This is a genomic window from Bacteroides sp. AM32-11AC (genome assembly GCF_003603515.1).
GTDB classification, from domain to species: Bacteria; Bacteroidota; Bacteroidia; order Bacteroidales; family Bacteroidaceae; genus Bacteroides; species Bacteroides uniformis.
Window position 1 is genome coordinate 53,731 of the sequence record NZ_QTNH01000011.1, and the last position, 22,770, is coordinate 76,500.

The 22,770-nt window shown below is 50.8% G+C and carries 14 protein-coding genes; 9 read left to right on the forward strand and 5 right to left on the reverse strand.

From position 1 onward, the window contains the following. Positions 1 to 42: 42 nt before the first annotated feature. Complete coding sequence (locus DW800_RS13035) at positions 43 to 1,392, reverse strand: Na(+)-translocating NADH-quinone reductase subunit A (RefSeq protein ID WP_005828312.1); 1,350 nt, start codon at positions 1,390 to 1,392, stop codon at positions 43 to 45. Positions 1,393 to 1,605: 213 nt separating this feature from the next. Continuing rightward, the gene (locus DW800_RS13040) at positions 1,606 to 3,006 is read right to left on the reverse strand and encodes a C1 family peptidase (protein ID WP_117680791.1); all 1,401 of its coding nucleotides are present in this window, start codon (positions 3,004 to 3,006) and stop codon (positions 1,606 to 1,608) included. Between the two features lie 159 nt (positions 3,007 to 3,165). On the opposite strand from DW800_RS13040, the gene DW800_RS13045 reads away from it, so the two are divergent. The 3 genes from DW800_RS13045 (at position 3,166) to DW800_RS13055 (ending at position 8,514) form a co-directional block, all read left to right on the forward strand. Then, the gene (locus tag DW800_RS13045; RefSeq protein WP_117703957.1) at positions 3,166 to 4,368 is read left to right on the forward strand and encodes a BamA/TamA family outer membrane protein; all 1,203 of its coding nucleotides are present in this window, start codon (positions 3,166 to 3,168) and stop codon (positions 4,366 to 4,368) included. A 248-nt stretch (positions 4,369 to 4,616) separates the two neighbouring features. Beyond that, complete coding sequence (locus DW800_RS13050) at positions 4,617 to 5,807, forward strand: glycosyltransferase family 2 protein (protein WP_035448293.1); 1,191 nt, start codon at positions 4,617 to 4,619, stop codon at positions 5,805 to 5,807. 16 nt (positions 5,808 to 5,823) lie between these two features. Beyond that, positions 5,824 to 8,514, forward strand: coding sequence for an ATP-binding protein (locus tag DW800_RS13055; RefSeq protein ID WP_117703958.1), 2,691 nt, complete (start codon positions 5,824 to 5,826; stop codon positions 8,512 to 8,514). A 23-nt stretch (positions 8,515 to 8,537) separates the two neighbouring features. Here DW800_RS13055 and DW800_RS13060 read toward each other — a convergent pair whose 3' ends face one another. Together DW800_RS13060 and DW800_RS13065 are read right to left on the reverse strand one after the other, a co-directional pair. After that, complete coding sequence (locus DW800_RS13060; protein ID WP_025835515.1) at positions 8,538 to 10,313, reverse strand: biotin/lipoyl-binding protein; 1,776 nt, start codon at positions 10,311 to 10,313, stop codon at positions 8,538 to 8,540. 144 nt (positions 10,314 to 10,457) lie between these two features. Then, positions 10,458 to 10,961 carry an RNA polymerase sigma factor gene (locus DW800_RS13065; RefSeq protein WP_005828302.1) on the reverse strand — a complete coding sequence of 168 codons (504 nt, stop codon included), beginning with the start codon at positions 10,959 to 10,961 and terminating at the stop codon, positions 10,458 to 10,460. A 271-nt stretch (positions 10,962 to 11,232) separates the two neighbouring features. On the opposite strand from DW800_RS13065, the gene DW800_RS13070 reads away from it, so the two are divergent. Beyond that, on the forward strand, positions 11,233 to 14,136 hold the full coding sequence (locus DW800_RS13070; RefSeq protein WP_119958125.1) for a M16 family metallopeptidase: 2,904 nt from the start codon (positions 11,233 to 11,235) through the stop codon (positions 14,134 to 14,136). 188 nt (positions 14,137 to 14,324) lie between these two features. On the opposite strand, the gene DW800_RS13075 is transcribed toward DW800_RS13070, so the two are convergent. Next, positions 14,325 to 14,951, reverse strand: a complete 627-nt coding sequence (locus DW800_RS13075; protein WP_005836440.1) for a trimeric intracellular cation channel family protein — start codon at positions 14,949 to 14,951, stop codon at positions 14,325 to 14,327. Positions 14,952 to 15,103: 152 nt separating this feature from the next. Between DW800_RS13075 and DW800_RS13080 the strand changes: the two genes are divergently transcribed. The 5 genes from DW800_RS13080 (at position 15,104) to DW800_RS13100 (ending at position 22,509) form a co-directional block, all read left to right on the forward strand. Then, positions 15,104 to 16,198, forward strand: coding sequence for a UDP-N-acetyl glucosamine 2-epimerase (locus DW800_RS13080; protein WP_022401058.1), 1,095 nt, complete (start codon positions 15,104 to 15,106; stop codon positions 16,196 to 16,198). 299 nt (positions 16,199 to 16,497) lie between these two features. Further along, on the forward strand, positions 16,498 to 19,083 hold the full coding sequence (locus tag DW800_RS13085) for a DUF5686 and carboxypeptidase-like regulatory domain-containing protein (RefSeq protein WP_044467291.1): 2,586 nt from the start codon (positions 16,498 to 16,500) through the stop codon (positions 19,081 to 19,083). A 12-nt stretch (positions 19,084 to 19,095) separates the two neighbouring features. Beyond that, positions 19,096 to 20,367, forward strand: a complete 1,272-nt coding sequence (locus DW800_RS13090; RefSeq protein WP_009036942.1) for a replication-associated recombination protein A — start codon at positions 19,096 to 19,098, stop codon at positions 20,365 to 20,367. Between the two features lie 90 nt (positions 20,368 to 20,457). After that, positions 20,458 to 21,414, forward strand: a complete 957-nt coding sequence (locus DW800_RS13095) for a D-2-hydroxyacid dehydrogenase (protein ID WP_035448286.1) — start codon at positions 20,458 to 20,460, stop codon at positions 21,412 to 21,414. Positions 21,415 to 21,423: 9 nt separating this feature from the next. After that, the gene (locus DW800_RS13100; RefSeq protein WP_117703961.1) at positions 21,424 to 22,509 is read left to right on the forward strand and encodes an endonuclease/exonuclease/phosphatase family protein; all 1,086 of its coding nucleotides are present in this window, start codon (positions 21,424 to 21,426) and stop codon (positions 22,507 to 22,509) included. Positions 22,510 to 22,770: the final 261 nt, after the last annotated feature.

Here is a 22,770-nt window from a genome sequence, read left to right on the forward strand (position 1 = left end):
CGATTTTACGATTTACAATTTACGATTTGCCATACGCCCCGATTATGCCATTTCGGCACGAAGCATATCGAGCCCTGCACGTACGATGCGCTGCACTTCCACTTTGGAAGAACATACGAATTCGCAGAGAGCGAAGTCTTCGGGAGCTACTTCGTAGATGCCCAGAGCCTCCATACGGTCGATGTCACCTGCAATGATTGCTTTCACCAAGTATTCGGGGAAGATGTCCATCGGAAATACGCGGTCGTATTCGTTGGACATAATCATGTGACGTTCACCACCCTTGATACGGGCATCTATCACATATTCCTTCTTGCCCATCAACCAGCTGAAGTAAGAGCGGTTGACGCTGAACTGATTGAAACGCGGCATAATCCAACCCAACATTTCATGGATTTCATCTCCTTCGGGAATAACGGTCAGCTGGCTGTCGAAAGAGCCGAGGAAGCCGTTCGGAGAAACTTTCTTACCGGTCAGCACGTTGCCGCTGATGTAGCGGAGGTCTTTGTCGGTAGTCACGTTACCTTTGAAAACGTTCGTCAACAGAGCGCCGACTTTCAGCTTGCAATAAGCGGGTTTCAACACTTCGGAACCCGTTACAGCCACCGTACGGGTCATGTCCACACGACCGGTATTCATCAGACGTCCGATGAAGAGTACGGCTTCGGCACTGATGGTCCAGACCGTTTCACCCTTCACTACCGGAGAGATGTGGTTAATCTGTACACCCACGTTGCCTGCCGGATGTGGTCCGTCGAAAGCTGTTACGGTAACGTTCTTTGCCTGCACAAGAGCAGCAGACTTTTGTTTTACACTAATACCCAGATACGTCTTTGCCATCTTTGACAAAGCGTCGAGTCCCGTCTGGAAGTTTGCTTCTTCTCCCTTCAGCGCGAATTCAAAATCGGGAGCCAGCGGATTGCTGTCGAAAGCCGAAATGAAGATAGCTTTCGGAGTTACCGTCGGATCAGCGATAACGTCGTACGGACGTTGGCGGATGAAAGCGAACATACCTGCTTGCAAAAGAGCTTCTTTTACTTGCTGGCCGCTCATCTTGGACGGGTCCATCTTGCCGAATTCCTCATAGTCTTGCTCAGTGGCAGCCTCTACGACGATGTTCAGCACCTTGCGGCGTGCACCACGCTCCACGCTTGTCACTACGCCGCTAACGGGCGAAACAAATTTCAATTCAGGATGATTCTTGTCGATAAACAAGGGTCCCCCGGCCATCACATATTCCTGCTCTTTGACCACCACTTTCGGAGTGATGCCTGTATAGTCATCGGGAACCAGCGAATAGAATCCCGGTTCCTTAACAGACACAAGTTCCTGGGCAGCAGCGCCTTTCAGGTTGATGTCAAGGCCTTTACGTAACTTAATTACATTTGCCATGCGTTTATTTAAAATAATGGTTTCATTAATTTGCCGCAAAAGTAGCAAAAAAGAACGTGAATAAAGAGTAAAAAAGAAAGGAATTACGGAGAAATTTCCGTAATCCCTTTCGTTAACGAACACGAGAACAAGGATTAGGGGTTAAGGATTAGGGATTAATACCCTGCGGAATCATAGTGCAGCCCACTAATCCTTAATCCCTAATCCTTATCATCACTTTTCTTCAGCGAACATCGGGTCCCATGCCGGCAGGCGGACGGGCTTTTGTTTAAACAGTTCCATCACTTTGGCGGGAACATACTTTGTCTCCACTACCAGACGGAACATGTATTCATTGAACCACTCGTCGGTCATGATGAGATGTCCCTGATAACCGGAAGCGGCTCCCCAACTGTTCTCTACCATCCACTTTACGGGCTTTCCGTCTTTGTTCAAGTCAACGGCCATCAAGGTCATGGCGTGGGAAGAGCCACTGGAGAAAGTCTGGATACGTTGCTTCTTGTCCATCCCGAAGGTGGTGCCCATCAGTGATTCGTAGTCATAGTTTTTCACATCGAGCAGACCGCGTTCGGAGTTCAGGAACTTGCCCACATCGCAAGAGAAGTACATCATGGTGCTGTCCTTCAAGGAGGCAATGGCCATCTCTTTGATGTCCTCTACGGGCAGGTTGACATAAGTCCAGTTCTTGCCGTCGTAACGGTGGCGGTCATAGTCTATTTCATAGCACTTGTAATACTCGCGACTGGGGTCGTTCATCAGCATTACGTAGTTGGTCAGCAGTTGTTTGTCTCCATATTTCTCAAGGAAAGACATGGGAGTGTGATGCTCTGTCTCCACAGGATTACCCTTGGCATCGTGGCGGACATAGTCGAACTCCGTGGGAGGTACACCGAGGTTCAGCACCAGCATGCGGTAGATGGTTCCGAGCATCGTAGTTTTCTCCTTCTCCAGAGCTTCGGGCTTGGCACCGGCGGCAGCCATGTCACGCAGTTGCAGACCATACTCTTTCAGCTTCAGAGAGATGAGGTTGGCCATGCGGGAGGTATTTTCACTGCTGTTTGTTTCGGGCATGGCATCTTTGGGAACAAGGCCGTATTTGGAAACAATGTCGGCCACACCGGTAAAGGTACCCCCATCGCTCAGCGGATGCTGGAAGAGCCATTCCACGGTCTTATCAGTCAGGGGACTCTTGGAGGTGTCGATGATGCCTTGCAAGAAGAGGTTTGCCTTCTCCAACTGGTCCCAGAAGAAGGGATAGACTTCGGAGAACTCGAAAGACTGGAAACCGTATTCGGCAAGGGTCTTGGCACGCATCACATTCAGCCCCGTAAACAGCCAGCAGCGGCCAGACGACTTCTGGTCGGTGATACCTTTGGATTCTACCTTGATGGAGAAGTGGGTATCCATGCCCTGCATATTCTCCTGGTTGAGTGCCAGTTTACGGATGTCATTATTGCCTATGGCATTGCGGAGCGCCTTGTCGGCAGCCGTGCCTTGATAACTTTGCTTGATTTGTCCAAGCATTTCGGGGCTGATACCCCCTTTTCCCTCTTGTGCCTGCACAGAGAACAGTGCGGCACTCAGAACAATTACAGATAAAAATCGTTTCTTCATTCAGATTATGTGTTTTTAGTTATTGATGTCTTGCTTCGTGAAGCAGACAAAAGTAATGTCTTTTTTGATAATTTTAGTGACATCTTTAGATTTATTATCTATTACAGCGAAAACTATTCGGGATAAAATAGTTTCCTTTGCACCCACATTTCGTACGACATGAAAAAATATATACTAAGCATTATCGCACTGGTGCTGTTCGCCACCACCTTTTATGCCCAGGAACAGACTGCGGCCGCCACAAACGACAGCGTTCCTGCACTGACCAAAAAAGAACTACGCAAGCAAAAGGTAGCGCGTCGGAATCTGCATTACAATATTCTGGGCGGACCCAGCTACACCCCCGACTTCGGTGCCGTGCTGGGAGGAAGCGCCCTAATGACCTTCCGCATGAACCCCAGCGACACCACGCAGCTGCGCTCCGTAGTGCCCATGGCCATCGCCTTCATGTTCAACGGTGGCATCAATCTCTTCTCCAAACCGCAACTCTTCTTTAAGGGCGACCGTTTCCGTATCTTCGGAAAGTTCAGCTATAAAAATACGGAAGAAAACTTTTACGGCATCGGCTATAATACCAATAAAGATTATGTACGAAGCGACAGTACCAGCAAATACCGGTACAGCGGCGTGCAAATCAACCCCTGGTTCCTTTTCCGACTGGGCAACAGCAATATCTTTGCCGGACCTCAAATCGACATCAATTACGACCACTTGACGGAGCCCGGCAAGTTCTTGGTGGACGAACCCTCGTACAAAGAGGCAGGCGGTACGGCTAATGGCTATAACAACTTCAACTCCGGCCTCGGTTTCCTGCTGACATACGACAGCCGTGACGTCCCTGCCAACGCCTACCGTGGTATGTATCTGGATTTCCGCGGCATGATGTACGCCAAGTTCATCGGCAGCGACCAGACCTTCTACCGCCTAGAGATAGACTACCGCCAATACAAGTCACTGGGCAAGCGCAGGGTGCTCGCGTGGACGGCACAGACCAAGAACGTGTTCGGTGACGTCCCTCTGACGCAATATGCCCTCACCGGAACGCCTTTCGACCTGCGCGGCTACTACATGGGGCAATATCGCGACAAGTCCTCGCATGTGGTCATGGCAGAGTACAGACAGATGCTCAATACCGACCGCAGCACTTGGGTGAAGCGGATGCTCAACCACATAGGTTTTGTAGCCTGGACCGGCTGCGGCTTCATGGGCCCCACTCCCGGCAAGATAGAGGGTGTACTGCCCAACTATGGTGTAGGTCTGCGCATTGAGGTACAGCCACGCATGAACGTCCGCCTGGATTTAGGCAAAAACACGGTAAACAACCAGATGTTGTTTTACTTCAATATGACAGAAGCGTTTTGAGTAACGCCCTGCCTACCTGCCCATCCCTTTCCTATGGAGAATGATGATTGAAAGCCTTTAATCGCCTCTCACTCACAAGGTTATTCAAGCTCACCTCTATAGGAAGCCCACTTCCTTATAACATCGGAACACCTTGAGAAACAAACATTTTATTTTTCTTTTCTTTTTCTTGCATCGGTAAAAGATTATCCATACTTTTGGCAATCACATTTCTTTTTATCAAAAAAAGGAAGCAAACGAGCGGATACATGAAAGCCCTTGAAGTACTCTTCTGGATAAGTTTATTCATAGTGTTCTATACTTATATAGGATATGGTATACTATTATATATCCTGGTCAAGATAAAAGAATGTTTCCGTAAGCCTGCGCCCCGTCCGATGCCTGCCGACGATGCTTTACCCCCATTGACGCTATTTATCGCCGCCTACAACGAAGAAGATGTAGTGGATGAAAAAATGCGCAACTGCCTGGAGCTGGATTATCCCGCCGACAAGCTACGCATCCTCTGGGTGACCGACGGCAGCAACGACCATACCAACGAACGCCTCTCCCACTGGCCGCAAGCCATCGTCCTCCACCAACCCCAACGCCAAGGCAAGACAGCCGCCCTGAACCGCGGTATACATTTCGTAGAAACGCCCCTTGTCGTGTTCACCGATGCCAATACTCACCTCAACCGCGAAGCCCTGCGGGAGATAGTGCACGCCTTCACCGACCCTAAAGTGGGATGCGTGGCAGGCGAAAAACGTATCGCCGTGCAAAGCAAGGACAATGCTGCCTCGGGGGGAGAAGGGCTATACTGGAAATACGAATCCACCCTCAAAGCGCTCGACGCACGCCTCTATTCGGCAGTAGGCGCAGCGGGTGAACTGTTTGCCGTGCGCCGCGAGCTGTTCGAGGAAATGCAGACAGATACGCTGCTCGACGACTTCATACTCTCCCTGCGCATCGTCATGCAGGGACACACCATTGCCTATTGTGCCAATGCCTATGCCGTAGAAAGCGGCTCGGCAGACATGCGCGAGGAAGAAAAGCGCAAGGTGCGCATCGCTGCCGGGGGCTTGCAGTCCATCTGGCGGCTGCGTCCGCTGCTCAACCCATTCCGTTACGGCACATTCTGTTTCCAATATATTTCCCACCGGGTGCTGCGCTGGTCGCTCACTCCTATCCTATTGTTCCTATTGCTTCCCCTCAACACAATTCTCATCTTTACGACAAGCACGCCATTACTGTATGCCATCATCTGGCTGTTACAAGCTCTTTTCTACCTCATGGGAAGTTGGGGGTACTACCTTTCAATGAAGCATATAAAAAACAAGATACTTTTCATCCCCTACTATTTCCTCTTCATGAACGTCAACGTCATACGAGGATTCAACTACCTGCACAAGCGCAAAGGCAATGCAAGCGGCGCATGGGAGAAGGCCAGAAGGGCATGAAACTAATACTGTAAGAATGAAAAACATTTTGAAACAAGCTGAAAACGCCGAGAGACTGTTGAAGCTGACGTCAGATACCATGCTCCTTCTGAACCGGGACGGCATTTGCATGGACATCGCAGTGTACAATGTAAACCTTTGGTTCATGAAGGAAGAAAAGCTGCTGGGCAAGAATCTGTTCCAACTGATACCGCCGTCCACTTACTACCAAGTATATCCGGAGTTCAAGAAGGTACTGACGCAAAAGGTACGTTCAGTCCATAATTACGAAATGACACTGGGTCACACTACCTATTACTTTAAATGCATCATGTACCCGTACGACGGCATGGTCCTCTGCCAGTACCGCGACATCACAGAACGCAGCCAGCGCAAACTGGAACTCGAAAAGAAAAACCACGAGCTCAACGAAATACAAAAGGCCGCCCTCATCGGAAACTGGCAATACGATACCCAGACCCGCATATTCTGTTATGCAGGCCATACGGGCATCATGTGTTCGGAAGAGGTGCAGCACATCAATATGGACAATTATCTGGAACTCATCCTTCCTGAAGACCGGAAAAGCTTTACCGGCTGGATGAAAGAGAATCTGAAAGGCAAGATGGAAAACAGCGTGGACTACCGCATCTTCCTCCAAGGAAACATTTTCTATATCCGCCTCAAGGCGTTTGCCCGCGAACGGCAGAAAGACGGGAATGTCACTATAGAAGGATACATACAGAACATTACCGACATACAGAAACGGCGCAACGACATCAATCTGCTGACACATGCCATCAACAACTCCACCGAGGACATTTATTCGGCACACGAAGACGGCACGCTGATATTCTGCAACCGTTGCTTCAAGGAACGGCATGGCATCGGTAATGGCCAAGACATCACCCGGATGAAGATATACGACCTGCCCTCATACGGCAGGGATGAAACATCCTGGAAAGAGTTTGCCAACCGTGTCAAACGTGGAGAGACGAACCACGGATACATCGTCTACCATCCGCTGCCCAAGCGTCCGGAAGTACTCGCCATTGAAGGAAACGCTTATTGGGTGACAAGCGACAAAGGGGAAGGAACCATCTGGACATTCGGAAGAGACGTATCGACACGCATCCGGCATGAGCAGCAAATCAAACAGTTCAACCAGATTTTGGACAAAATCATCGAAAACCTCCCGGCAGGCATTGTTGTGAAGGACATCAACAACAACTTCAAGTACCTCTACCGCAACCGCGAATCGTATAACCGCGAAATCCCCATACAAGAGGCATTGGGAAAGGACGACTTCGATTTTTATCCTCTGGAGACTGCTCAGGAAAAGAGGGCGCAAGACATCGAAATAGCCAGAACCGGCAAAGAGATGCACTGGATTGCGGAAGAACGCGACGGAAACGGAAATCCCATCTATCTGGACAAACGGAAGATGAAGATTGAAAGCAACGACTTCTCCCCCATCCTGCTGAACATCGAATGGGACATCACGGAAATGGAACAGATGAAACGGGAACTGCTCGTAGCCAAGGAGAAAGCCGAGACCTCCGACCGGCTCAAATCTGCCTTTCTCGCCAACATGAGCCACGAGATACGCACACCGCTCAATGCCATTGTAGGCTTCTCACGAATTATTGCCGAAAGTACCGACGAGGAAGAACGGCTAGGCTATTACGAAATAGTGGAATCGAACAACGAACGCCTGCTCCAGCTCATTAACGAAATCCTCGACTTATCAAAAATAGAATCGGGCATCGTGGAGTTCACCATCACGCCCGTACGCCTCCATCCACTCTGCAAGGAGATACATGACGCACATATTTTCCGCTGTCCCGAAGGAGTGGAACTGATATACGAACCCTCTGACGAGAATATCGTGATTGACGGAGACAAGAACCGGATTTTCCAGGTCATTTCCAATCTGATAGGCAATGCCTTCAAGTTCACCACCACCGGGCACATCAGTTACGGGTATCGCCGGGAAGGCAAGTATGTAGCATTCCACGTCACCGATACGGGTATGGGCATTGCACCGGACAAGGTGGACCGGGTATTCGAACGTTTCGTCAAGGTGAACAACTTTGCCCAGGGCACCGGATTGGGACTTTCTATCTGCAAAACCATCATCGAACGTCTGGGTGGCAACATATCCGTCACTTCAGAGGTGGGTAAAGGCACCACATTTACTTTTGTTCTCCCGCTGGAATCCACCAGCAAAACAGAGGCGGAAAAGAAAGAAGAGGACAACCAGGAAACGACAGCAGAGACACACTCCACAGAGCAGAGGGGCAAAAATGCAGCCCCCGGAGATTCCCCGAAGAATGAAGAGGTCGGAGCACTCCCTACCCCTCCTTCCAAGACCATCCTGATTGCCGAAGATACAGAAAGCAACTTCATCCTAATTAACGCCATTTTAGGCCGACTCTATCGGCTGAAACATGCCAAAGACGGCATGGAAGCCGTAACGATGTTCGAGGAAGTCCACCCCGACCTCATCTTGATGGACATGAAAATGCCCAACCTTGGCGGAATCGACGCCACTCGCATCATCCGTGAACTGGTACCGGACGTCCCCATCATCGCCCTTACAGCCTATGCCTACGAGCACGACAAGCAAGCTGCCCTGGAAGCAGGTTGCAACGACTTCCTTACCAAACCCTTCACTCAAGAAGTGCTGAAGGAAACCATCAAGAAATGGCTGGATGATAAAGGATGACTGAAAAACAGTCATCCTCCACTTTATGCAAAAATATCACTTCGCTGGATATAAGCAATCACATCCCCTTTATTGACCACATCCCCTTGCTTGGCACAGACTTCCACCACACGTCCGGTAAATCCGGTCCATATCTTCTCGTATTCGCCCCACGGCGTAGAGATGTAGCAGAACACCTCATCATGCTGGTACTTGCGTCCGATGAAAGGAGCAGAAGAAGGACCTTCGACGGAAACCTCCCAAAGCACTTGCCCCTTGGAAGGCGCGATTATCGGGTCTGCCTTGGCACGCTTCAGCTTCTTGATTTCTTCTTCCGAGTATCCGTTTTTGGCCATTGCCGCATCCTTGGCACGCTGCAGGTCATCCTCAAAACGTTTCTTGGCAACGCCGGATTTATAGTCGCGATACTGTCGGTCGTGCATGGCAAGCTCGAAGAGTTCCTCGTCATCATCGCCATATTCCCAACCGTTTTCGTCCATCTCTTTCCGGTATGTATCCAGAGCATCCGGGTAGTTCAGCTGCGGGTCCGTATCCACGAACTCAAAGCCTTTGGACTTAGCCAGTTCCACTATCTCGGGCGCTAAAGTACCGGGGAGGCGTCCACTCTTGCCCAGAATCATGTCCCACGTATGGTTGTCTATCATCGTCCAACGCTCCTCTCCCTTTACCTGCTGCATGAGGTTCATCAAAGCCACATTCTTCACATACTGGCTGAAAGGAGTCACCAAAGGAGGATAACCCAGCTTGGGCCATACATATTCCACTTCGTCGAACAGCATGACGAGCAGGTCGTCCAGACTGAGTTCCGGCTCGTTCTTACCGCGCAGTATCATGTTGATGCCGGAATGCACTCCCTTCAAGTCGGCCATCATGGAGCCCATCATGCCACCCGGCAAACCGCACTTCAGCAAGAGTGAGGACATATGTTTATTGGTGGGGTCCATGAAATAACCCAAGAACTCGTCAATGAACTCCTGCGTCATGGCACGGGCTTTCATGTAGGCTTTCATGTTTATGTCGGGCACTTGGAAACCCAGGTCTTTCAGCATGGCCTGCACGGAGATGATGTCCGGATGAACCTTGCCCCACGACATGGGTTCCATCGCCACATCGATGATGTCGGCACCGTTCTCACAGACTTCGAGAATGGAAGCCATGGAAAGTCCGGGACCGCTATGCCCGTGGTATTGTATCAGCACATCGGGGTGCTTCTCCTTAATGGTTCTGACAAGCTGTCCCAGCATACCCGGACGTCCGATGCCCGCCATATCCTTCAAGCAGATTTCAGGTGCCCCGGCTTCAATCAACCGGTCGGCAATACTGGCATAGTATTCCACCGTATGGACGGGAGAATACGTGATGCAGAGCGTAGCCTGCGGTATCATGCCCGCTTCCAGAGCATATTTGATAGAAGGAATTATATTCCGCGTCTCGTTCAATCCGCAGAAGATACGGGTAATGTCCACACCCTGGGCATGCTTCACCTTGTACATCAGCCGGCGCACATCTGCCGGAACGGGATACATGCGCAGTGCATTTAGCCCGCGGTCGAGCATATGCGTCTGTATGCCTGCTTCCCTAAAAGGTGCGGTAAAGGCGCGTACAGCCTTGTTGGGATTTTCACCATACAGAAGGTTTACCTGCTCAAAAGCTCCTCCGTTTGTTTCAACGCGTGCAAAACAACCCATTTCAACTATCAACGGAGCAATACGTACCAACTGGTCTACCCGGGGTTGATACTTACCGGACGACTGCCACATGTCCCGGTAAACAAGACTGAATTTAATTTCCTTTTTCATCATAGTCAATAATAAGAGATTTTCCTTCGGTTAACTTAACATATACAAATATAAAGGATTATTCTGACATATAGTCAAGAATAACCCTTAAAAATTCATCAGAAGCAATATGTTATATATCATATTGCTACTATCAAATTATTATCAGATGAAATCTTTCAATTCATCCTGCAACTTCTGGCGCGTAAAGAAGATGCGGCTTTTCACCGTTCCGAGCGGAAGGCCGAGGCGTTCGGCAATCTCGCGGTACTTGAAACCGGACACATGCATGGAGAAAGGGACTTTATAGTCGCGTGGAAGGGCATTGACGATGCGATGCATTTCTTTCAGGTCGTAGGCACCCTCGGTACTGGCAAAACCAGAGTCCTGGGGCATGCTGAGGTGATACTGATTGTCCGTCTGGTCCACAAAAGTCTGTTCGCGAACTATTTTCCGGTAATTATTGATAAAGATGTTGCGCATAATGGTATACATCCAACCTCTGAAATTGGTGTCGGGTTCAAATTTGTCTTCGTTATCCAAAGCCTTGAGAGATGTCTCTTGCAACAAATCATTCGCTTCTTCCCGGTCGGCTGTCAACTTGTATGCAAAGCGAAGCAGTTCTTCTTGCACTGCAAGCAAATCTTTTCTAAAACTGTAAGTATTCATACTTTGCTCAATTTTTAAATAGTTAATAATGGTTTAGGTTTTACGATTGCAAGTATAAGGAAGATTTGAAGCCCCGGGGGACGGAATACGGTTTTTATTAGGGGTGAAAACTATCATTTGACAGTTTACACCCCCTCTCTGATAGTTTACGGGTGATATTATATACTGAAAACCATCATTTTTCCGAAGATTTCGTAAATGTTACGTGATTTTTTTATAGCTTTGCCTACATATAGGAAAACACTTTTATTACATAAAAACACTTTATTTTATGAAATCATTTCAATTTAAGTCACTTCTTCTGCTGGCTGCCCTCATCATTTCCCTGCCCTCCTTCGGACAAGGACTGAAGGCGTTCAAGCTGAAGAACGGTCTTTCCGTATATATATGGGAAGATGAATCCAAATCGGACGTGTTCGGACTGGTAGGCGTACGTGCCGGTTCCATCAACGACCCCGAAGAGTACACGGGACTTGCACACTACCTGGAGCACGTCATGTTTAAAGGAACAGACAAGATAGGCGCGCTGAACTGGACGGAAGAAGAACCGATCTACAAGGAAATCATCGCCAAGTACGACCAGATGGCCGAAGAAGCCGACCCGGCAAAAAAAGAAGCCATCAGCAAGGAAATCAATGAGCTGACCGTCAAAGCTGGAAAATTGGGACTTCCCAACGAATACTCCAACCTGATGGAAAGCATGGGTGCCAAAGGGGTGAATGCAGGCACCTACTATGACTGGACCTTCTATCACAGCTCCTTCCCTGCCTATCAGATAAACAAATGGCTGGAAATCTCCTCACAACGTTTCCTGCATCCCGTATTCCGTTCCTTCCAGTCGGAGCTGGAAAACGTGTACGAAGAATATAACCGTTCACAAGATGACCAGGGACGTGCACAGAACCAGTTCGTGATGGAGAAAGCTTTTGAGGGACATCCTTACTCCCGTTCCATCATCGGCCTGCCCGAACATCTGAAGAATCCCCGCCTGAGCAAGCTGATTGAATTTTACGAACAATGGTATGTCCCCGAAAACATGGTACTGGTACTCGTAGGAAACATCAAAGCCCAACAAATCAGCGGACGCATCAATGCCGCCTTTGGACGTCTGGCTGCTAAACCCTCACCCGAGCGCAAGGTCTACCAGAACCTCGAAATAAAGGGCCGCAAACAGTATTCGGCTAAAGTAGGATTCTACCCGCAAGTGGCAATGGTATTCAATGGAGTACCTGCCGGACATCCCGACGAAGACGCTCTGGACATCGCCCTGGCACTGCTGAACAACAACAGTCAGACCGGAACTATGGACAAGCTGGTACTGGACGGTGAACTGACCAGCGCCGGAGCCTACACCCGTACTTTCCGCGAACAAGGACGCGCCATCGTAGCGGCCATTCCCCTCTACGACGAAAACCAGCGCCGTTTCGAGTCGACCAAGAGCGCCGAAAAGAAAGCCTTGAAAGCCATCCAGCAAATCGCCAACGGAGAATTCGAGGACTGGAAAATTGATGCCATCAAAGCCGAGAAATGCCGCCAGTTCGACCTGGAAATGGAGTCGAACGAGGACAAGGCCATGATACTGATGAACGCCTTCTACAACGAGCAGGACTTGGGCGACATACTCAATTACAAGGACAAGATTATGGCCATCACCACTGACGACATCAAGCGAGTAGCCAAGAAATATCTGTCAGACAATTACCTGGCCCTATATATCGAAAAAGGAAAGCCTGACAAGAACGCCAAGATTGAGAAGCCGGGTTACAAACCCGTAGAACCTCCGATAGGAAAAGAATCGCTCTATGCAACACAATTCAAAAACCTGCCCATCGGACAGATGGAGGAGAAATTCGCAGACTACGGCGAAGTGCAAATCAAGCAACTGAACGACCGTTCAAAGATGTACTACACACCCAACAAGGAGAATAACGTATTCCAGTTGGTTGTACAATACGGAGCCGGTGAACGCGAATTCCCAAAACTTGGCTATGCCGCCCAGTTGATGAACAACGCAGGCATCATGGGGGCCTACGAACCGCAAGAGTTGAAAGAAGAACTCAGCAAGCTGAACGCAACCTGCCACGTGACAGCCGATGATGACAACCTCTACATCATCATGGAGGGCTACGAAGCCACCCTGCCGCAAGCCTGCCAGCTACTTTCACGCCAGATTTTGATGCCAAAACTGGACGAAAAGCAACTGGCACGTCTGAAAGGTTCGGCAATGGGTATGCGCCAGCAGCGCAAAGACAACGTCAGCATCCTGAACGAAGCACTGCGGCAGTACATGCTCTACGGAGAGAAATCAGACTACATCAAGGAACTGACCGACAAGGAGATTTACGAATTACAGATTTCAGAACTGACGGGCGACATCAACCGCGCCTCCAACTACGAGGCAAAGGTGTTCTTCACCGGAACACTCCCCTTCGACCAAGTATACGATATCCTGAGCAAGAACCTCCCATTGGTGGCCAACGAACGCCCGTCCAACTCCCCACAGGCAAAGGACATGATGCCGGTGACCGAAAACACCGTCTACTTCCTGCCTAACAACGATGCAGAACAAGCCCAAATCCACCTCTACATCCCGATGCAGAAGGCTGACAAAAAGGACGACGTGCTGCGTAGCGCATTCAACCAATACTTCGGTCTTGACTTCACCGGCATCGTTCTGAACGAAATCCGCGAAAAACGCTCCATGGCCTATACAGCCTACGCATTCGTCGGCACGCAAGGCATAGCCGGAAAAGCAAGCTATCTGCGCGGCTACATCGGTACCCAGAACGACAAGGCAAACGATGCATTGGACGTACTGATGGGTCTCGTCAACGACATGCCGAAAAATCCGGAACGTATCGACAACATCAAGAGCTACCTCCGCCAAGCCATGCTGACCAGTCACCCCAGCTTCCGCAACAAAGCCATGGAACTGGTAGACTTGGGCTACAGAGGCTACACAGACGACCCAGCAAAGGAAAACCTGCCGAAAGTAGATGCACTGACCTTTGACGACATCGTGAAATTCTACGAAGAGAACATCAAAGACAAACCTTACTGCATTTCCATCATGGGCAACCCAAAGAACATTGACCTGAAGCGACTGGAAAAATTCGGCAAGGTAGTGAAACTGAACGAACGCAAACTTTTCAACACGAAGGATGCATTGTTCTAACCTTGTTTTATCCCTTTAGCAATCCCATCCTCCTTCCCCCTTATCAGGGGAACGAGGAATATGAAAGATTCCCCGACATTTCGGTTCCAAATGCCGGGGAATCTTATTTTTAACACCTGAAGTTCTTTTGCACATTGCCCGGAATTTCACCGGAAAATCCCTGAGATTCTCAGACAGCAGATAACGGACTACCCTTCCTGCTCCTCTTCATTGCCCGAAAGGATAGGCAGGCAAATCCTATACTTCACCGCCAGTATGCGGGTAACGAACACCGTCACACCGCCCACAATCTGACACACGAAAGACTCCATCCCCAGAAGATGGCACATCCAGTAGAAGGTTCCTCCCACCACACAAGCCATCGCATAAATCTCCTTCCGGAATATCAGCGGAATTTCGTTAATGAATACGTCACGTATCACACCTCCCGCAGCCCCGGTGATGCTGCCCATAATGATGGCCACCCAGAAGGGATAGCCCAGCGCGATGCTCTTGCCCACGCCGACCACCGTGAACAGTGCCAGGCCGATACTGTCGAATATGAAGAACGTATTGTGCAGATGGATGAGATGTTTACCGAAGAGGATGACCCACAACAAGGCCAGTCCGGTACAAATCAAGTAAATGGGATCCGTCATCCAGCCCGGGGTGACGTCCAGCAACAGGTCGCGTATCGTACCGCCACCAATGGCCGTCACAAAACCCACCACATACGCTCCAAACCAGTCGAACCGCTTGGCCGAGGCCAGGCGTATGCCACTGATGGCAAAGGCAAATGTGCCAATGAAATCGAGTATCTGAACAAATGTTGGCATTATCACTTTGAGAATTAAAAATTATAAATTATAAATTAAACATTGAATAAGTGTGTATTTTCAACAGACACTCTGAAAATAATAGGCAAAGTAACAAATAATTTCCCTAAGAAAACGTATTTTTGTCGTATCATTTTTCACCAACTACGACAATGAGAATAACAATCGTATCGGGCGCACGCCCCAACTTCATGAAAATAGCCCCCATCTGCCGCGCCATCGACGCCGCCAGAGAGGCAGGAAAGAACATCTCCTACCGCATCGTCTACACCGGTCCGCAGGATGACACCAGCCTGGATGCCTCGCTCTTCTCCGACCTTTCCATGAGGAAACCGGATGCCTACCTCGGTGTCACCGGACACAACCATTCGCAGGTGGCAGCCTCCATCATGCTCGCCTTCGAGCGGGAGTTGGACGGGCATCCGGCACAAGTCGTACTGGTGGTAGATGACATGACCGCCACTATGAGCTGCTCCATCGTCGCCAAGAAGCGCGGACTGAAGGTGGCGCACGTCATAGCCGGCACACGCTCTTTCGACATGAACATGCCCCGCGAGGTGAACCGCACCATCGTGGACGCCATTTCCGACTATCTCTTCACCGCCGGCATGGTGGCCAACCGCAACCTCAACCAGGAGGGCATGATACCCGAATATATCCACTACGTGGGCAACATACTGATTGACACCATCCGTTTCAACCGCCACCGCCTGGTGCAGCCCATGTGGTTCTCCAGCCTCGGCCTGCGGAAAGGGAACTACCTGCTGCTCACCCTCAACCGCCGCGACCTGCTGGAGAAGAAAGCCGTACTGCACTCCCTGCTCCAGACCGTCATCGAGAAGGCCGGCGGCATGCCTATCGTCGCCCCGCTACACCCCTACGTGCAAAAGGCGGTGAAGTCGCTGGAAGTGAATGCTCCCAACCTGCACATCCTGCCTCCGCAGAGTTACCTGCACTTCGGATTCCTCATCAACCAGGCACGGGGCATCGTCACCGACTCGGGAAACATCGCCGAAGAAGCTACCTTCCTCGACGTCCCCTGCATCACCCTCAATACCTATGCCGAGCATCCCGAAACCTGGCGCATCGGTACCAACGAGCTGGTAGGCGAAAATTCCTTCGCTCTCTCCGCCTCGCTCGACAAGCTGCTGCACGGAGAATGGAAGCACACCACCCTGCCCGACCGCTGGGACGGACGAACGGCGGAACGCATCGTACAGACACTACTGAACGGCAACAATTCATAATCCTCCATAAATTCTATCCCAAGCTTGCAAACGTCTATCCCAAACCTACGGACGCTTATCCCAAGCTTGGGTCTTTCTATCCCAAGGCTTGGGATAGAACTTTCTCCATACGTTGTGCAACTTTATCCTTTATATCCGGCAACTTTTCTATAAGGATTCTGTACGTTTTTTATCTGTATCCGGCAAACAAGACATACGACTTTCACGTTCATTTAACCATATCTCCCGTTTCTTTAGTCTATATTTGCTTCTTGATTAACCTTAATTTGTTAACTTTGCGCCCGAATTATCTGTAACTTATGAAGCAAAGATATACAATTTACGCCCTTTTCCTGCTGTCACTGTTCGTCTCCATCAGCGCATCCGCCCAGATAAAGGGTGTCATCACAGACTCCCTCACGAACGAACCGCTGATGTATATCACCGTACAGTATGAAGGGAAAGGTGTAGGCGGCATCTCCAACGCAAACGGTGAATACCAGGTTGAAACCCACAAAGGCTGGGATGAGCTGACATTCTCCGCTGTAGGTTATATCACCAAGAAAGTGAAACTGAATCCCGGTACCCGGGTGCTGAACGTCAAGTTGCAACCGGACGACATCATGCTCTCCGAGGTCGTCGTGAAGCCCAAGAAGGAGAAATATTCCCGCAAGAACAACCCCGCCGTGGAGTTTATGAAGAAGGTCATCGAGAACAAGAAGGCCCTGAAACTGGAAGAGAACGACTACTATCAGTATCAGAAATATGAAAAGATGAAGATGTCGCTCAACGATGTCACCCCCGACAAAATGGAGAAAGGTATTTACAAGAAATTCTCCTTCTTCAAAGACCAGGTGGAGGTATCGCCCAAGACCAACAAGATGATTCTACCCATCTCCATCAAGGAGACGGCGAGCAAGACCATTTTCCGTAAAAGCCCCAAGAGCGAAAAGACCATCATCGAAGGCATGAACTCCACTGGTATCGAAGAGTTCTTCAACACCGGAGACATGCTGGGGACCATCCTTACGGACGTATTCTCCGACATCAACATCTACGACGACGACATCCGGCTGCTGCAACGCCGCTTCGTCAGCCCCATCGGTCGCGGAGCCATCAGCTTCTACAAGTACTATCTGATGGACACACTCATGGTGGACAAGCAGGAGTGCGTGCATCTGACTTTCGTTCCGCAGAACCCGCAGGACTTCGGTTTCACGGGGCACCTCTACGTGGTGAAGGACTCCACCTATGCCGTGAAGAAATGTACCATGAACCTACCCAAGAAGACGGGTGTCAACTTCGTGGAAAACCTCGACATCGTGCAGCAGTTCGAACAACTGCCCGACGGAAACTGGGTGCTGACCGATGACGACATGACCGTGGAACTGCACTTTGTGAAAGGCATCCAAGGCCTGGAAGTACAGCGGACCACCAAGTACAGCGACTATCAGTTCACAGAGATAGAACCCCGCCTCTTCCGCCTGAAAGGAAATGTCATCAAGGAGGCGAACATGCTTGCCAAGAGCGACGAGTATTGGGCGAAAGTGCGCCAAGTGCCTCTCACCAAGAAGGAGAGCACGATGGACGTATTCATGAACCGTATCGAACAGATTCCCGGCTTCAAGTACGTCATCTTCGGAGCGAAAGCCTTGATTGAGAACTTCGTGGAAACGGGCAGCAAGAAACATCCCAGTAAGTTCGACTTCGGTCCTATCAATACAATGATAACCAGCAACTACGTCAACGGCACCCGTTTCCGTCTGAGCGGTATGACAACCGGTAACCTCGACCCGCATTGGAGCCTGAGCGGTTACGGCGCCTACGGAACCAAGGACAAGAAATGGTTCTACTCCGGGCAGGTGGCCTACTCCTTCAACAAACGCGAATACGTATTGTGGGAGTTCCCGAAGCACTACATCGCCTTCAAGTACACCTACGACGTGATGTCTCCCATGGACAAGTACCTCGCCACGGACAAGGACAACTTATTTGTCGGCTGGAAATGGACCACGGTAGACCAGATGTCCTACATGCGCGATGCCACGCTGACCTACGAGCTGGAAACCAATACCGGCTTCTCCGTACAGGCCATGGCACGCCACCGCAACGACCAGCCTGCGGGGCAACTGCAATACTGGAAGAACAACGGAGAAACACCCGGACAGTGGGATGAAAAGAATACGCTGGTGCACGACATCACCACTACCGAGCTGGGTGTGACCCTGCGTTACGCTCCCGGCGAAACCTTCGTCAACACCAAACAGCGCCGCGTGCCCGTATCGTTGGATGCGCCCACCTTCACCCTCTCCCACACCGCCGGATTCAAGGGCGTGCTGGGTGGAGAGTACAACTTCAACCTGACGGAAGCCAGCATCCGGAAGCGCTTCTGGCTCGGCTCGTGGGGCAAGCTGGACGTAACGGCACGTGCCGGTGCGCAATGGAACACCGTTCCCTTCCCCCTGCTGAACCTACCGATGGCAAACCTCTCGTACATCACGCAGAACAACGAGTCCTTCAACCTCATCAACAACATGGAGTTCCTGAACGACCGTTACGCCTCCCTCAACCTAAGCTACGACATGAACGGAAAACTCTTCAACCGCATCCCGCTCATCAAGAAGCTGAAGTGGCGCGAGATGTTCCGCATCCGTGGTCTGTGGGGCACGCTGACGGACAAGAACAACCCATACAAGAGCAACAATCCCGACTTGTTCCTCTTCCCCATGCGCGACGGTGTACCCACCAGCCACGTCATGGGCAAGACTCCCTATGTGGAAGCCAGTGTAGGTATCTACAATATCTTCAAGCTGCTCCACATAGAATATGTACGCCGACTGACCTATACGGATATACCGGGAGTGAAGAAGGGCGGTATACGCTTCATGATATTAATGATTTTTTAAGAGTTACATACTATGCAACCATTAGCAGAACGGCTTAGACCAAGAACATTAGATGAATATATCGGTCAGAAACATTTAGTGGGACCGGGTGCAGTGCTGCGTAAGATGATTGATGCAGGACGTATCTCTTCGTTTATCCTATGGGGTCCTCCGGGAGTGGGAAAGACAACCTTGGCGCAGATTATCGCCAACAAGCTGGAAACTCCTTTCTATACGCTCAGTGCCGTGACCAGCGGCGTGAAGGACGTGCGCGACGTGATAGAGCGCGCCAAGAGCAACCGTTTCTTCTCGCAAGCCAGTCCCATCCTCTTCATTGACGAGATACACCGCTTCAGCAAATCGCAGCAAGACTCACTGCTGGGAGCCGTGGAGCAAGGCACCGTGACGCTGATAGGCGCCACCACGGAGAACCCTTCGTTCGAGGTCATCCGCCCGCTACTATCCCGCTGCCAGCTCTATACCCTGAAGTCACTGGAGAAGGACGACCTGCTGGAACTGCTGCAACGCGCCATCACCACGGACACCGTGCTGAAGGAACGGAAAATAGAACTGAAAGAAACCACCGCCATGCTCCGCTTCAGCGGAGGGGATGCCCGCAAGCTGCTCAACATCCTCGAACTGGTGGTAGACTCCGAAGCCGCAGACCCCGTCCTCATCACGGATGACATGGTGACCGAACGCCTTCAACAGAACCCTCTTGCTTACGACAAGGACGGCGAGATGCACTACGACATCATCTCCGCTTTCATCAAATCCATTCGCGGCAGCGACCCGGATGGCGCCATCTACTGGCTGGCACGCATGGTAGAAGGCGGTGAAGACCCTGCCTTCATAGCCCGCCGCCTCGTCATCTCTGCCTCCGAAGACATCGGACTGGCCAACCCCAACGCGCTGCTGCTTGCCAACGCCTGCTTCGACACGCTGATGAAAGTGGGATGGCCCGAAGGACGTATCCCCCTGGCAGAAGCCACCATATACCTCGCCACCAGTCCTAAGAGCAATTCAGCCTATATGGCCATCAACAATGCCCTGGAACTGGTACGCGAAACGGGCAACCTCCCCGTCCCCCTGCACCTACGCAATGCGCCCACCAAGCTGATGAAGCAGTTGGGCTACGGCGAGAAGTATAAGTACGCCCACGACTACCCCGGCAACTTCGTCAAGCAGCAATTCCTGCCCGACGAACTGAAAGACCGCCGCATCTGGGAACCACAACTCAACCCTGCCGAGCAAAAGCATAAGGAACGGATGCAGCAACTCTGGGGAGAGGAAAAGAAATGGTAAACTATCAATTCAAATTAAAAATTGAAAATTAGAGATTAAAAGTCGGATACAGAAAATCCCCACAACAAATAACTCATAACTCATAACTCCATGAATATAGTAGTATTAGACGGCTATGCCGCCAACCCCGGTGACCTTTGCTGGGACGAATTGCAAGCCTTGGGCGAGTGCACCATCTACGACCGCACCGCCCCTGCGGAAGTATTGGAACGCGCCGCTGGTGCAGAAATCCTGCTGACCAACAAAACTGTACTCACCGCCGAGCACATGGCGGCACTGCCCGAACTGAAATACATCGGTGTGCTGGCTACCGGATATAACATCGTAGACACCGCCGCTGCCAAAGAACGCGGCATCATTGTCACCAATATTCCCGCCTACAGCACCGACTCCGTTGCCCAGATGGTCTTTGCCCATATTCTGAACATCACCCAGCAAGTGCAACACCACTCCGAAGAGGTGCACCGGGGCCGCTGGACAGCAAGCAAGGACTTCTGCTTCTGGGACACGCCTCTCATCGAACTGCGCGAAAAGAAGCTTGGAATCGTAGGCCTGGGCCACACCGGCTTCACCACCGCCCGCATCGCCATCGGCTTCGGTATGAAGGTATGTGCCTACACCTCCAAGACCAACTTCCAGCTTCCTCCCGAAATCCGCAAGATGGAGCTGGACGAGTTGTTCCGCGAATGTGACATCATCAGTCTGCACTGTCCCCTCACCGACTCCACCCGCGAGATGGTAAATGCAGAACGGCTCCGACTGATGAAGCCCACCGCCATCCTCATCAATACCGGACGCGGCCCGCTCATCAACGAACAAGACCTTGCCGACGCACTTAACAACGGTACCATCTATGCCGCCGGCGTAGACGTACTCTCGCAAGAACCTCCCCGTGCCGACAATCCGTTGCTCTCTGCCCGCAACTGCTACATCACTCCGCACATTGCCTGGGCAAGCACCGCCGCGCGCGAACGCCTCATGCAGATTATGCTCGAGAACATCAAGGCCTACCAAGACGGCAAGCCGGTGAACGTAGTGAATAAATAAGCAAACAACATGGGAAAGTCCGCCGTAAAAGGTCTGTTCTACATCTGTCTGATAGCAGCGACATTTATCTTGGGCGCCATCACCATAGTGGCAGCCTTCTCAGGAAACATGGCTCCGGTCGATTCCGTCATCATGCCATTACTGGGGCTGGCAGTGCCCGTACTCCTGATTGTCAATCTGATAACGGCACTCTGCTGGGCATTGGCCCGTAAGCGCTGGGCACTGGTTCCGCTGGTGGCATTCTTCTGCAACTGGGGATATCTGACGTCTGTCTTCCAGCTCCACCTGCCGAAAGACAAAACCCCGGCAGGCAAGTATCTGAAGATAGCCACCTACAACATACACAACTTCGGAGGTGAGATTACCGGTTATTCCTGCAAGGAGATAGCCCGGTACATGCAGCAGGAAGGCGTGGATGTGCTGTGCTTCCAGGAGTTCGGAGACAACAGCGACTTCCCCACAGACAGCATACGGCGCGTACTCTCGCATTGGTCACATGCGCTCATCCCTTCTGAAGACTCCGTCAAGGGCGTACTGCCTATCGCCGTATTCAGCCGCTATCCATTGGCGAACCACCGTTTCATCACTTACCAGCACAGCTCCAACTGTAGCATGATGTGCGATGTAGTGATGGGTACGGATACCATACGTCTGATAAACAACCACCTGCAGACCACCAGCGTTAGCCAGAAGCGCAGGAAGTGGGAACGCGAGCTGGCCACCGACGACACCCGCCGCGAAGTCCAGGCAGCCAAAGATGCCGCAGGCACCCTGCACGAAAACTTCATGAAGCGGGCCACGCAGACTTACGTCATCAGCCACTACGCCAAGACCAGCCCCTATCCCGTGCTGCTATGCGGCGACTTCAACTCAATACCTTCCTCCTACACCTACCATCATTTGAGGAAAACCCTCAAAGACGGATTCCGCACTGCCGGAAACGGATACATGTACACCTACCGCTATGCCAAACGCATGTTGCGTATTGATTACATCTTCCACTCCCCTAGCCTGAAGGGTATCGAATACTACTCTCCGGACCTGGATTTGTGCAGCGACCACAATCCAGTGATTATGGAGGTTGAAATACAATAAAGTAAAGAAAGCCAAAAACAATAAGGGTTGTCCCGGAAATCCCGTACCAGCAGCACCGTCAGTATGCCCCCACTTTCTTTAACACAATCTCTTTTAAATTAGCTCCTTAAAACGTTATATTTCTCAAAATAAAGGCAATAGTACGCAAAATTATATATAAAGCCATTACATTACGATTACAAATTTTAAGAACTTGCATGGTCTTTTTCATTGAAAGGAGGGAGAAGGAAGATGAAGGGAGGCAGAGGGAGTTATCAGGAT